The 14,260-nt window shown below is 30.8% G+C and carries 11 protein-coding genes; all 11 read right to left on the minus strand.

The window, feature by feature from the left end:
* Positions 1-65 precede the first annotated feature (65 nt).
* The 11 genes from ABH957_RS06815 to ABH957_RS06865 all read right to left on the minus strand — a co-directional run bounded on the left by ABH957_RS06815 (position 66) and on the right by ABH957_RS06865 (position 14,231).
* On the minus strand, positions 66-1,229 hold the full coding sequence (locus ABH957_RS06815) for an aminotransferase class I/II-fold pyridoxal phosphate-dependent enzyme (protein ID WP_404510810.1): 1,164 nt from the start codon (positions 1,227-1,229) through the stop codon (positions 66-68).
* A gap of 30 nt (positions 1,230-1,259) precedes the next feature.
* The gene (locus ABH957_RS06820; RefSeq protein ID WP_016120646.1) at positions 1,260-1,955 is read right to left on the minus strand and encodes an HAD family hydrolase; all 696 of its coding nucleotides are present in this window, start codon (positions 1,953-1,955) and stop codon (positions 1,260-1,262) included.
* A 1-nt stretch (position 1,956) separates the two neighbouring features.
* Positions 1,957-2,934: an ATP-grasp domain-containing protein gene (locus tag ABH957_RS06825; protein ID WP_002165241.1), complete on the minus strand. Its 978-nt coding sequence runs from the start codon at positions 2,932-2,934 to the stop codon at positions 1,957-1,959.
* A complete protein-coding gene (locus tag ABH957_RS06830) occupies positions 2,921-3,526 on the minus strand; it encodes a sugar transferase (protein WP_404456520.1) in 606 nt (201 codons plus the stop codon). The genes ABH957_RS06825 and ABH957_RS06830 overlap by 14 nt, the downstream gene beginning before the upstream one ends.
* A gap of 616 nt (positions 3,527-4,142) precedes the next feature.
* Positions 4,143-6,377, minus strand: a complete 2,235-nt coding sequence (locus ABH957_RS06835) for a right-handed parallel beta-helix repeat-containing protein (protein ID WP_404456517.1) — start codon at positions 6,375-6,377, stop codon at positions 4,143-4,145.
* 334 nt (positions 6,378-6,711) lie between these two features.
* Positions 6,712-8,271, minus strand: coding sequence for a lipopolysaccharide biosynthesis protein (locus ABH957_RS06840; protein WP_016120648.1), 1,560 nt, complete (start codon positions 8,269-8,271; stop codon positions 6,712-6,714).
* Between the two features lie 18 nt (positions 8,272-8,289).
* Positions 8,290-9,558, minus strand: coding sequence for a peptidase (locus ABH957_RS06845; protein ID WP_404510812.1), 1,269 nt, complete (start codon positions 9,556-9,558; stop codon positions 8,290-8,292).
* Between the two features lie 43 nt (positions 9,559-9,601).
* Positions 9,602-10,570: a polysaccharide pyruvyl transferase family protein gene (locus tag ABH957_RS06850; protein ID WP_404443872.1), complete on the minus strand. Its 969-nt coding sequence runs from the start codon at positions 10,568-10,570 to the stop codon at positions 9,602-9,604.
* 63 nt (positions 10,571-10,633) lie between these two features.
* Positions 10,634-11,842, minus strand: a complete 1,209-nt coding sequence (locus tag ABH957_RS06855) for a glycosyltransferase (RefSeq protein WP_404443869.1) — start codon at positions 11,840-11,842, stop codon at positions 10,634-10,636.
* 119 nt (positions 11,843-11,961) lie between these two features.
* Positions 11,962-13,134: a glycosyltransferase family 1 protein gene (locus tag ABH957_RS06860; protein WP_002128602.1), complete on the minus strand. Its 1,173-nt coding sequence runs from the start codon at positions 13,132-13,134 to the stop codon at positions 11,962-11,964.
* A gap of 35 nt (positions 13,135-13,169) precedes the next feature.
* Entirely contained in the window at positions 13,170-14,231 is a 1,062-nt protein-coding gene (locus ABH957_RS06865) for an EpsG family protein (protein ID WP_404510814.1), read from the minus strand.
* Positions 14,232-14,260 lie beyond the last annotated feature (29 nt).

Genomic DNA, 14,260 nt, shown 5'->3' on the forward strand with positions numbered 1-14,260 from the left:
ATTCACTATAAAGAACAAATAGTGGTACATATACAAATCTAATTCCAATTTTACTTACTTTTCTTTTAATTCTTCCATTCTACTGCTGTTAAAATGCTTTGTATTACCCTTTGTTGATCTTCAGCTAACATATTAGATCCTGAAGGCAAACAAATTCCACTTTGAAATAAGGAATACGACACATCTTCATTTTTACTATGCGGATAATACTTCTTCTCTTTAAAGAGCGACTGCATATGAAGTGGCTTCCACATAGGACGCGCTTCAATATTCTCTTCTGCTAAAGTTCTCAACAATTTCCCAATAGTGATCCCGGATTCCTTTTCATCAATTGTCAATGTAGTAAGCCAACGATTAGAGCGAGTATTTTCTAATTCAGGCATAAAATAAAATCCTGGCATGTGAGATAGCGCTTCATAATACCGTTTATATATAAATCTTCTAGCTCTCACCCTATCTTCTAACACTTCTAATTGTCCTCTACCAATACCAGCTAAAATATTACTCATTCGATAATTATATCCTATCTCACTATGCTCATAATGTGGAGCTGGATCCTTTGCTTGTGTCGCTAAAAACTTCGCTCTCTCTAATGCTTCTACATCATTAGAAACTAGCATTCCACCACCCGAAGTTGTAATAATTTTATTTCCATTAAATGAATAAACACCAAACCTACCAAATGTACCGCTTGCTTTTCCTTTATATGTAGAACCTAGAGATTCTGCTGCATCCTCGATTATAGGAACATCATATTGATTACAGAGCGAAAGAATTTCATCTAACTTAGCACTCTGACCATATAAATGAACAAGAATGACAGCTTTCGGTAATTCCCCTGCTTTATTAGCATCATATAATGCAAGCGCTAGCGCTTGCGGTGACATATTCCATGTTTCTGGTTCCGAGTCAATAAACACCGGTTCAGCTCCCAAATAAACAATCGGATTCGCACTCGCTACAAAAGTAAAACTTGAACAAAACACTGTATCTCCCTTTTTAACATCTAATAGTCTCAAAGCCAAATGAATAGCAGCCGTACCTGAACTAACTGCAGCCCCACCTTTCACTCCTACAAAAGATGCAAGTTCTCTTTCGAATTCATCTACATTTGGGCCAAGAGGGGCAATCCAGTTTGTATCAAATGCATTTTGAATATATTTTTGTTCATTCCTACTCATGTGCGGAGAGGAAAGGTAAATTCGCTTTTTATGCTGAACTGTGTGCATGTAAACACATCCTTTATACATATTTAAATACTATGTATCTAAAAACATATGCTTTAATACAGATATATCAGATAATCTCCTTAAATTATCAATTGTATAATGTGCTTTATAAGCTTGCTCAACTATAAGATTATGGTGAATTCCACCTTCTCTATTAATATGGATCGTTAACCATTTCAATTTCTTGGCTGTTATAAAATCCTTACTTAAATTATCTCCTATATAGACACATTGCTGATGAGGCACCTGTAGTTCCTTACTTATCTTTTCATAAGGAATTTGGCTCGGCTTCCAATATTCTTTTCCCAGCTCATCAGTGAGAATTATCGAATGAAATCTCTCTTTTAACTTTAATGCATTAATTTTCTTTTCTTGGGCAACTAAATATCCGTCTGAAATAAGTCCTATTTTAACGGTATTAACTAAATTATTTAGTACCCAATCCGCTTCATCCAACAATTGAATATCTGGTTTATGAAACCTATACTGTTCTATCAAATTACTAATCAATTTTTCATCGTAAGGAATGTTTAACTTTTCTAGTGTTTCATTAAACACGAACCTTCTTTCCCCCGAATCGAATAATTGAATTGCAATATTATAAAATCCGGTTTTCTTATACTTCTCTTTAATCCAATCATCCACTGCTTTCAAACCACTTACAACATAATCTTTCTCTTTATATAAAGTATCATCCATATCAAAAACAATTGCTTTAATCATCATCTTAAATACTCTCCATAAAAACCGCTTCATCATATCTAAGCATTGTTAAATTTTCTCTCCAATTAAAGTCCTTATCTATAAAGACTTCCCCCTGACACATTTTAATTGTCCAAAGTGGAAAATTCGCTCCTGCTTCTATTGATAGTGGTATTCCTCCTCCAAAACGAGGGTTTATTTCAATAAACGTAATTTGTCCATCCTCCTTTTTAAAACATTGTAAAGTAATACACCCAATAGGATTAGGAAGAGCTTTTATTACAGTTTCTGCTGCTTGGATGATATCAAAATCCTTCTTGGTCATACCTTTACTTACCTCACCTGCTCGTGTCTCTATACGCAATCTAGGAACGATTGTTTTTATATTCCCACAGAAATCTACCATGACATCTATAGTGTATTCTTCTCCTGAAACATACTCTTGTATCATAGCGTTAGGTATATAATCCTTAAAAAATTCCAATTCCTTTTCATTCATTATTTTTGTTACACCTTTACTAGAACTGCCATCATAAGGTTTAATTAATAGTGGAAATTGATATTCTTTTCTTCCAATCTCTTCATCACTATATACTCTAGGTGTTGGTATATTATTAGATGCAAAAAAGTTATATGTGTATTTTTTGTTATTAGCAATCTTATTTAATTCCATACTAGAAACTAATACTTTTACACCAATACCCTCGAAAACCTTCGAATTATTAGCCATAAGGGTTAATTCCGTATCAATTAACGGGATTATTAGATTTATCATTTCAGATTTACATATTTTTAATAATTCATTTATATATCCCTCTTCATTTACACGCGGAACAATAAAATGCTTATCGCTAAAGTAAATGGTAGGAGCAGTTTCTTTTAAGTCTGCAGTAAAGATTTTTCCTTTGATTCCTTCTTGTTTAAGTACTTCCTTAAATTTTTTAATTAAGGTGACCCTCCTACCAGAACTAGTAAACAAAATATTCATTTTATTCCCCCCCATGCTCGATTCCCCCCTTAAAAACTGGCATAGTCACATGCTTATTATTTGTTATCCCTTCCGACTTTAAAACCTTACTAAAAGTTAGATATAAAATTTTCAAATCTAAAAGAAAACTTTGATTCTCAACATACCATACATCTAATTTAAATTTCTCATCCCATGAGATACTATTTCTTCCATTAACTTGAGCCCATCCAGTGATTCCGGGTCTTACATTATGCCTTTTAGCTTGCTCTTTCGAATATAAAGGCATATATTCTATTAATAATGGGCGGGGGCCCACCAAACTTAATTGACCTTTTAGCACATTTATTAATTGTGGTAATTCGTCTAAACTATATTTTCTAAGAAATTTTCCAACTTTAGTTAATCTAGCGTGATCTTGTAACAGCTCCCCATTACGATCTCGCTCATTGGTCATCGTACGAAATTTATAAAGATAAAAAGATTTTCCATGTAACCCTGGACGTTGTTGTCTAAATAAAATGGGTGATCCTATCTGAGTTTTAACTATAATTGCTACTAAAAGAATAACGAAAAAAAAGCAAATTAATAATAATAAAGAAATAAAGATATCAAACAGTCTCTTCATTACCAATCATTCCCCCATCTTAAATTATTACAAATGCTTTTCCAAAGTTAAATAATCTACAAAGTATTCATTACGGATTGAAATCAAGTATTCTTAAGTTGTAATTAAAGAATTGTATTCAATTTCTCTTTACTTATCACCTGCAAACATTTTCTATAGTACACAGCTTTAAAACTTAATAAGTAGAAGAAAGCAATACACATAGGTGCAAAATATATTTTTCCAAATGCTTATCCAAGAGACTATTACACACTGTAAAAATCTCAAAAAATATATTCACAAACACAGTTTTATAAACAACGCTTAGTAGTATATTAAAAAATCCATTTATTATTTAAAAATTCTCCTACACACTATTTTTTAGTATGCAGTTAACGTAATAATAAAAAGCTATTATGTTTATAAAAAACATAATAGCTTTTCTCTATTCTATAGTAGTAACTAAAAGTCAATAAACCTATTATCTATTAGGAATTAGACTATTTCGAATAATTACATTGGACAAAATCCTTCCATGTACCATTATATAATACTTTATGGACATATTTATTAAGAGCCACTCTACTTCATTTCTCATAATTTTTTGAAACTATTCAAATTTAATTATCACCATGCATTAATTTGGATCTATTACACCATTAACTATATTCCCTTGCAGAAATTCCCTCCCTGTAATTGTAATTTTCGCATTATTCAACACGTTGTTTTGAATTACTACTAGGGGTGTAATACTCGTTGTTCTATTATCTATCCCAACTTGCATCAAATTTGTGGAATTTATAATATTATTTTGAATTATCACTTGCTTACCAGTAAACGCTGCATCCAAAACAATAATAGCTCTCTGAAGAGTATCATTTGTAATTTTTATAGTATTTCCCCCTAACACTATTTCATCAGATACATTTTGAATATTCAAGACCGTACCATTTGGTTTTTCTATATGACAATCCATCATCTTGAATGCTTTGAGGTTATTCACTGTAAATAACGTGTTATTTCTATCTATACTAAAGAACTTGCAATCTTTTAATTCTAAAGTGCTTCCTGTACTTGTTATCCCCAAAAAGGTGACGTCCTTAAAAAAGCAATTTGTATATGTCCCTGCAACTAAGGTTGGGTTTTTAACATTATTAAATATAATATTTTCAAATATCCATCCTGATTTAACTGTTCCTACTGGTACATAATTTAAATACAAAACGTCTTGTCCTTCAAATATACAATTTGAGATAGTTTGCGGCTCATTTTTCATCTCTAATGTCCACTGATACAATGATGACAAGGAATTTAGTTTATCTGCATCGTTTATAAAGCGACAGGAATCAACTTTAACCGCATATGGAAAGGGGGTATCAATAATCATTTTACTATTAGAAAAATGATTATCTAATATATTAATAGGTCGATTTACATATACACCTTGAACATTTACTTGCGCTCCGTATACATAATTATTGGAAAAAATAACATCTCCTAACAAAGAGACCTTGGTTAATCGGATATTATTCCCTGTTACGATTACCCTATCTGCACCACCATTAATAGATAGCCCAACATAAGCATTTGAAATGGTATTCATAATAGAATTATTCGATATATAGATAAATTTCCCATTTACAACAATAATATTATAATTTTTATTATCATGAAAATTATTTCTTTCAATGTATATATATTGATTTAAATCATATCCATCTTCAATATCTAGTCCACTTTGTGGATTGGTACCTGCGATGTGATGAATATCATTATCTCGAATATATACATTCTTTGCCCCACATACACTAATCCCTTGTCTACGGCAATCATGTAAATTACATTTTTCTATATAAGTATATTGTGAAAAAGAAGGCACCCGAACATTTATTAAACAATTTGCAGGAGCAGGAACATTCCCTTGATGCAAAACAATTTTAGCATAACTTGCTCCATTAGGGACTTCTACTTCATCAAAGAATTGTACATTGGTTTTTGAAGATAAAAATATATTATTTGAAGTGTAAAAAATGACATCATAATAATCGCATTTTATTTCAGAACCCAATGCTCCAAATCCATTTCCATATAATCCAAAGTAACCATACTTTACAATAGCCACTTGGGTCATATCAATTTGCAAATTGGAACGTATCTTTGTTGTACTACTTACTAATGAACCATCTGTTGTATTAATTGCTCCCTGTTCAAATGAACTTGCTAATGCTGTAGGAAAAGGTGAAATCTGCCCAAAAGTACTGTTCAGTGTAATGGCATCTCCTGTACAATCTAAAATATCTAGATTATCTAAAGATACAAACCGTGTATTGTTCCCCCCATCAGCAGGTGGAGTAAAACTCCCCAATTCAATGCCGTACCCTGCCTCATGTGTTCCCCCACTAGAATAATCATGTGTATATCTATCTCCTTGGATAATACCATTTGTTATCCTAGAATATACTTGATTTCTACGAAAACTTATAATTGCATATCCAGTCAAATTATTTGTTTCCATTTTTAATGTTGAACCGTTTAGATTCAAAGTTAAATGACTTGGTGGTTCGATGGGTGTTTGTTTATCAATCAAATATATTCCTCTAGGTAACACAACTTCCGTATAACCTTGTTGAGCCGCCCAAACTAAAGCATTATTAATACCTTTGGAAGTATTGATAGCATCAGTCCCATCATTCTTAACATCCCATCTATCTAATTCTAATACATATATACTTGTAGAATTTGTAGCTTCAAATGATTTTGGAATCCATTTTAATTGCGTACTATCATAAGTTAAAATGTCATTATGAAAAGGAGGCTTGGACACCAAATCTAAATCATTCAAATTCCCAAGATTATCCCTTCTTCTCCACATCAATTCACACCTCTTTTTTGCTTTTCTACATCTTATGTTTCATAAGGTAAATTGATTGGATATAAGAGAAGTAACATCACTTTTTATTTTTTTTAGAGATCCATTATTTAGAAAGTCTTTTCACAATTCCTTTCTCCTTCCTAAATAGATCTATTCTTACTAGCTGTTTTTATTTCAATACCCTTTTATTTATACTATTTAAACTTACAATTTTATTAAAAAGACACTATGCTCTTTATACATAACTCCCCTACTATTATTTTCAGAACAACCTAAAATCTCTTCCGTAAATAAAGCATTCTTTACTGTGATATGGAAAAAATAAAATAATAATTTATGGATAATTATCATTCGAAACTTTCCGAGTTAATATTTTCGACTTTATTTTTTTTATTAATATTCGGGTTAAATTAAGGAAATATCTATACTCTTCCGCCTCTTTAAATACCATCCAAAAGATCAAATTCGGAATAATCAGGCACAAAATACTACGTATTACCATGTCCATAAATATATTTATGTGAAAAATATAACCAATAAAATCCGTTGCTATAACAGAAAATAATACAAGCACTACAAACAAAATATATCTAATAAAATATACTTTTACAGATTTTTTAAAAATCATTTTAAATATAATATAAGGATCATACCAAAAGTAAGTACATAATCTACTAATAACAGTCCCTAAAAGCACTCCTGCTATTCCTATTTGTTTCGCGAGAATTATAGAAACTACAATATTTATAATTGCCGCTATGATAGGTCTATACTTCCCTTTTTTAAATAAACCTGTGGTTTCTCTAAAAATTGTAGTTGTATTTTGCATTCCTGAAGTGAAAAAATTAAGTAATATGAAAAATAATACATACTTATTAAACACATATTCCTCACCTAACCAGAGTGTTATAAATGGATTTATCAAATTCCAAAGGCAAACTGTACAAAATCCATATATCCAAAAATTAAAAAAGTTAATTACACGAAAAATAAAATATTTTTTTTCTGCATTTTCTTTCACATTCAAATTTCCAACACTAGCAGTGATAGAATAAAACAAATAGCCTAATAAGGTATTTAATGTATTTAAGATCAACAAATAATTTGAATACACACCAACCCAAATAATTCCAATGAATTTCGATATAATTATATTATCTGTTGCATTAATTACTACACCACTAATTTTATATAGTAACAAGGAATACAAATTCTCAAAAAACTCTCGTCTGTCTGCCTTAGATAATTTCGCATTATTTTTTTCTTTTAAAAATGGATATAATTTATTTGCCTTATTTGCAATATATACATTCTCAATTACTTTCAATGTTAATTGAACTATCAGTACTACAATGTAATCACTAATAATTATTAATAAAACAATTTGTAATGCGTTAGATATAATTATGAACAAAGTGTGTATTTTAGAAATGATATAGTTACTTTGATCAGCAATAATAATAGATTGCTTATATACAAAATAATATGATGACACCGAACTTATTAAAAATAAAAGATAGATAATGTTAATGTCTTTAATCATAGTATCTGCATTCACTAAATAATCAAGAAATGGTAATAGAGATAACCCTAATAATAAGACTACTACTCCTATTAATCTGTATGCTTTTTGATATAAATTCATTAATGCCTGTATTTTATAGATATCCTTCTCAGCTAATGGCCTATATAAACTATAAATTATAGCTGTATCAAAGCCTAAATTAGCTAGGGAAAACATCAATAGTATACTTGTAAAAAGCCCATCCACACCTAAATATTCTATACCGAGTGTATAAATAAAAACAGTTCGAACAACAAATCCCATGCCAATACTAATTATTTGTCCAGACAAACCGAATAAAATATTTTTTAAGGAATTTTGTATTCTCATCGTAATACCTTCTATATTTTAGTTGTTTTGCGTACCCACTCTACTAAATTTGGCACTAATCTTCCTCTTTAAAATAGGGAAAAACTTTGTTATCCTGTATTTTAATAACGCTTTTCTTCGTTGCGCCTTGAAATCATAATCTAGAAACCAATTTAGTAAATTTTTATCTGTAATACAATCACAATTTTGTTTCATTCGCACTTGGATTAAATTCCAATACATTTCAATGAATGTATTAGTAAAAAACTTCACCTCACTATTTAAAGAAGTTTTAACGTACTGATAAAGATTACTTGGAATATTAAAACCATATTCACGAGGATCTCTCCCTTCAGCAATAATTCCCATAATTGTTCTTAAACATTTTTCACATTTACAACAATTTTCTTCATTTTTAAAACATACCCTGATATTAACAGGTTCTTTACTAGCTGAATAATGGTCCACAACAACTTTAATCTTTTCTTGCCTAGTAAGTTCGTATCCATCATGAAATACTGTTCCAGATGCATATTTTATTTCATTATCCACAGTTGGATCAGATGCACAAGTAACTTGATATAATGGAGAATTAGAGCTTGCAATGTATATACATTTTATCTTAAGTTTAAAAGCTATTGGAATAGCTGCAGATATTATCGCTAGACCATGATGCAATCCATGCCACCATGTATCGTTTAACTTTTCTCTAAAATCATGGTCAATGTTCCCTGCAATTATAAAGGTCCCATAGTTGGATTGTATAAAAATATTTTCTAGTCCATTATCCTTTACAAAATTTATGGCATTTTCTTTATCTGCCTCCCATACTTTACTACCCTCTATTTCATTTTCATGCCATCCATATTCAGTAACTAGCAAGGGGTTTTTATCTTTTATTCTTATAAATGTAGTAAGTGCATCTAATCCCCCACTAAATAAAGATGCCGCTTCAAATTCCGGAATGTAAACATTATCAATAATTTCTCCTACATCCACGGATCCTTTAAATTTCACACCAGGAAACATGTTTTGATATGCATTTTTTATATTATTTAAACAAATATAAAAAGATTTATCTAGTTCATTTATTACTATTGTTGAATTAGTAATCCATACAAGAGGAACTACATTTGCAACAAACGGAATAGCCAAAATACTTAAAGGGATATCAGATACATCATAGTTATATTCAAGAAACATATGATTACTTGTCTTAAAATACTTTTGTAAATCCCCCTTAATACTAAAAGAATAATCAACTCTATTATTTCTTAAGACAATTTTATCGAGAATTATACTATTCATTTGAGCCTCCTAATAAATCGCCATTTTTATCAAAGTACATTTATTAATTAGAGAACTGTTTTAACCATTGATTTACTACATCAAAATTCACTTGAACATCCGTGATAAACTCTGAATTTATCATTTTTTCAAGATTATTTAAATCTTCCCTATCAATCAGATTTAAATTATACGTTTCGCCCATCCCCTTAGCTCTTTCATCTATGGAGATAATTATTGCACGTTTTTTATGACGCATAGCAAATATGCCGCCATGTAAACGTGTTCCAATATAATCGACGGCTGTATTTAGGATTTTTTCATACGCCTCTATAGTAGGAGGTATAATTTTTATGTCCTGTATACCCTCTAAAGTTTTTAAATATTCAAAATCATCAGCGTCTTGTATCCAAAAATAGACATTTTCATAACTTTTGTTAAGTGTATCTATCAATAATTGATCTTTTTCACGATTTTTAGAATGATGGGTTAGTGTAAAAACAACCGATTCCGATTTTCCACTTGGAATTCCCCTACAAAAATCATGCGTAAAAGACCACAAAGTTGCACAACCAGTATTTAGAGCTTTAAAGCCCATTTCTTCTAAAATTTTTTTTGTTCTTTCATCTCTAACGCTATGTATATATTCATGTGATAAAACTTTTCTATATAACATTTTTGTATAGGGATTTATTTTATTCCCTTTTCCTGCACCAACTCCAACCAGAACACTCCCCTTTAAAGGACCATAATTAAATATATTAATATTCCACTGCGGAAAGTGCGTAAACATATCCATTGCTAGCAAATTCGAACCACCTACAAACTTATATTTCGCATCACTATAAATCTTTACCCTATTTGATTTTCTCGCTACTTGGTACCAATGAAAAGGTGAAACATGAGTAGGTAATGTTAAAACATATGCATTTTTAGTTATATCAGAAAGATGATGCTTTACACACTTCATTATTATATCGTCACCCTTGTTAAGAGAACCTACCGATGTATCTAATACTAAAACATTCTCCATAAAAATAATTCCCCCAAGTATCTTTTATAAATAGTAAAAGATTTTTTAGTTTTATAACTTAATCTATTCTAATTCAATTAACCTATATATCTTTTCCACTTCTATTTCATTACCATAATTTTTTTGGCTTACATTATTAACAATTTCACTTCTGAATTCAACATCATCAATCATTTTTTTTATTCCTTCGACAATTCCCTTTATACCCATTGGACAAATATATCCATCTACCCCGTTCTCCAGCTGACTTTTGGCAGTTGAAAAATTAGTTATTAATACTGGTTTCTTAAGAATTTGCGCTTCCCGAACTGTTACTGCCTTCCCTTCGTATCTAGAAGGTTGTACATAAATATCACATGCTTTTATGTACGGGTACGGATTAATCTTCTTACCTAGTAAAACAAATTCATCTTGAAGTCCTAATTTATCTATCAACAATTTAAGTTCCGCTTCTTGAGGCCCATATCCAACTATGTACCACTCGATATCATACCCTTGATCTAATAGTTTTCTAAGCGCATATATAGCGTCATCAATTCCCTTAGCATGAGAAAGTCTAGCAACAGTAACTAACTTGATTCGCTCTCTATTTATTGGTATTTCCTGAGTAATATCTCCTTCATTAGATTGTTCGCGAACAAATTCAGAATCTATTATATTTTCTATCACTTGCACCTTTTTATTAATATAAGGCAGACTATTCAGGAATGTATCTCTACAACTTTCGGAAACCGCCACAATATCATCCATTTTCCTCCACATTTTACATTCCATTTCTTTGTTAAGTTGTATGTTCGAATAATCAGTATGAATCCACCCAATTTTTCTTTTCGCTCGAACTTTATCCCCTATAAAATAATGCGGCCATAAAAAACTTATCGCAACATCGTACTCTTCTCTCAACTTTGGAAGAAATGGAAGAGATATTCTCCATCCATATTGAATGACGAAGTATCCAGGTTCTTTACTATTTACATATCGCCCATGCATAACGCCCATAATTCTCCCTACTATCCTAGTAATCCCAATTGAGTAATGCCCTTCTTGTAATATCTGCTTAATTGATTTTCTAAAAGTAGTATATTGTTGCAATTCCTCTAATAAATTCGGCTCTTTAGGTAGTAAAGAGAAAAATCCACCTTCATGTTTAAATAACATTAAATCTATATCATACTTACTGTAATCAATTGTATTTAATAAACCAATCAAACTTCTTTCTACTCCACCAATTTCCATATCAAAAGATGTAATTAATATTCTTTTCTTTTTCATTATAGGATACCTCACAAAATCTATTATTGATTTCTCTTCCTCATTTTATATTTGTATTTTGCTGTTACGCTCAACAAATCTCCTTATACATCAGACATATAAAATGAAAATAAATTAGATTATCCTATTTCTTCCTTGCGCACAATTCCATATAACGATAGCCACTCGTAAATGTTATCGTTAATATCAAAGCCTAATTTCGATATATTGTTAATTATGAATTCCCTGTCAGGTCTTTCTTTTAACAAGGCTTTATAAATTTCTTTACACCATATTTCAATTTCTTCATCTAAGTCAACAAATGACATTATCCCTAACCCCATATCAGTATTATTAGGTAGCGTATCTGCTACAACACATGGTACACCTGCAGATTGCGCTTCTAAAGTTACAATACCAAACCCCTCAAACAAAGAAGGAAAAATAAAAACATCAAAACTCTTCATGAGTCGTGGAATATCCTTCCTAACCCCCAAAAATCTAATATTTTCAAAAATCCCTAATTGCTTTGCTTTTAATTCAATAGAAATCCTTAACGGGCCATCTCCTACTAAAATAGCAACAAAATTTGAATCTCGTTTTAAAATTTGCTTTAAAACTTTTAGGATAAAAATATGATTCTTTGACTCTGAAAAACTTCCTATATGTCCTATTAATTTTGTTGCATTCGGTATATTAAGTTCCCTTCTTACGCTGACACTACTCCCAGCGTCTATATCAGTAAATTGATTAATATCTATACCGTTTTTAATTAGTTCTATCCTCTCACTATGAAGCATCCTTTCGCCAAATAAAAAACGTGCTGCTTCAACGCTGCACGCACAATAATTAGTTCCAGCATATTTAATAATAGATTGCAAAACCTTTAGGATAACTCTTGCTTTTATTCCAGAGTCTTGTGGCCAATTATTACTATGCGAATGACAAATCCTCTTTTTTATACCAGCTATTTTTGCCGCTACAGCAACGAAACCACCTTGATAATCCGTATGTGCATGTACAACTTCATATTGATTATCCGACATAATTTTCACAAGTTCTTTAACATAGGAAAAAGGTCCTATTTGTCCTAAACTAGGTACCTTATATATTCTTCCACCTAACGCCATTATTTCATCTTCATAATCATTTTTCTCATTTCGATGAGATACAAAATCAAACTGAAGCTGCCTCTTATCTATTTTCCTATATATATTCATTAGTAACGTTTCAGCTCCCCCGCGATTCAGAGCGCTGACAATGTGTAAAACCTTCTTTTTATTTTTAGGTCTAAGCTTAGAATCTATCCCCATTTAACAATCCTCTCCCAGCATCTTGCACTTTATTATCAAAGTAGGTTACTCTTATAGATAATTCCCAGAGTAATTACATGTTCATATACAAAATAAATAAAATAGCACACTAGAACTGCATAATAAATCAACTTTTGATCTTTATCTGTAAATGACTTCACAACCCAAGAAATTAATATTAACTGATACAATCCAAAATATATGGAGAATCTAGCAAATATCCAATTTTGTGTTGAAATAATCATAAAAACAAGACCTAATATAGACATATTTACAATATAATCACTTTCAGGGAATAACGCCCTCATTTTATCTTTCCCAAGGTAAGCCAGTATAATTGGCACTATACTCACAGCAACCCTAAGTATATTGGCACCACCTTCATGAAATTCCTTATATTGACCATATTGAGTATTTCCAATTGCCGAAAATAAAACTTCCGAAAACTGATTAAAACCTATAACTACACATACTGCTAAAAAAAGAAGCAAATATGTCGTTCCTGACCAGGCTTTTTTTCTTACAAAAAAGTAGATTGGCATAAGAACTAATGCACTTGCATGAAATGTTGATGCGCATAATACAATTGCCATATATTTTTTCCATTTTCCTTCAAAAATATATTTTGTGGCAGCAAAAATAATTGCAGCGGCTAAATATTGCCTAATCCCATTCATTGATGTTAAATACATACCCGACGTAATATAAACATATAAACTCAATTCAATTAGTCTTGAATATTTATATAGTGTTGCTACAATGAGTACATTTGTTATCAATGCTGTAGTAAAAACCATTATTTGAGGATCATCCGCATATTTTTTCAAAACCATTTGAAAAATATTAAAGCCCATGTCTTTGTTAGTTTGAACATACTCCCAATTAAACTCCGTTATTTTATATGCATGCATATAAAAATAAGTATCCCCAATATTATTCCGAAGTCCCGCTACCAATACAAGTGATAGAGCCGCCATTAAAACCAATAATCTATTTGGCTTTATCAATGTAAAATTATTAGTTACAGGTATAGCAAAATACCTTGCAAAAAATGCGAGTATGAATACGATAAAAAGATTCATCCAAAGTATAGTCATTATTATGTCCTCTCATTTACTTACTAAGT

This window comes from Bacillus sp. RC242, assembly GCF_044908245.1.
GTDB lineage: Bacteria > Bacillota > Bacilli > Bacillales > Bacillaceae_G > Bacillus_A > Bacillus_A mycoides.

What these genes read in the sequence shown, in the direction of transcription:
- ABH957_RS06815 (WP_404510810.1), bottom strand. Translation starts at nt 1,229, where the DNA reads ATGCACACAGTTCAGCATAAAAAGCGAATTTACCTTTCCTCTCCGCAC.
- ABH957_RS06820 (WP_016120646.1), bottom strand. Translation starts at nt 1,955, where the DNA reads ATGATGATTAAAGCAATTGTTTTTGATATGGATGATACTTTATATAAA.
- ABH957_RS06825 (WP_002165241.1), bottom strand. Translation starts at nt 2,934, where the DNA reads ATGGGGGGGAATAAAATGAATATTTTGTTTACTAGTTCTGGTAGGAGG.
- ABH957_RS06830 (WP_404456520.1), bottom strand. Translation starts at nt 3,526, where the DNA reads ATGAAGAGACTGTTTGATATCTTTATTTCTTTATTATTATTAATTTGC.
- ABH957_RS06835 (WP_404456517.1), bottom strand. Translation starts at nt 6,377, where the DNA reads ATGTGGAGAAGAAGGGATAATCTTGGGAATTTGAATGATTTAGATTTG.
- ABH957_RS06840 (WP_016120648.1), bottom strand. Translation starts at nt 8,271, where the DNA reads ATGAGAATACAAAATTCCTTAAAAAATATTTTATTCGGTTTGTCTGGA.
- ABH957_RS06845 (WP_404510812.1), bottom strand. Translation starts at nt 9,558, where the DNA reads ATGAATAGTATAATTCTCGATAAAATTGTCTTAAGAAATAATAGAGTT.
- ABH957_RS06850 (WP_404443872.1), bottom strand. Translation starts at nt 10,570, where the DNA reads ATGGAGAATGTTTTAGTATTAGATACATCGGTAGGTTCTCTTAACAAG.
- ABH957_RS06855 (WP_404443869.1), bottom strand. Translation starts at nt 11,842, where the DNA reads ATGAAAAAGAAAAGAATATTAATTACATCTTTTGATATGGAAATTGGT.
- ABH957_RS06860 (WP_002128602.1), bottom strand. Translation starts at nt 13,134, where the DNA reads ATGGGGATAGATTCTAAGCTTAGACCTAAAAATAAAAAGAAGGTTTTA.
- ABH957_RS06865 (WP_404510814.1), bottom strand. Translation starts at nt 14,231, where the DNA reads ATGACTATACTTTGGATGAATCTTTTTATCGTATTCATACTCGCATTT.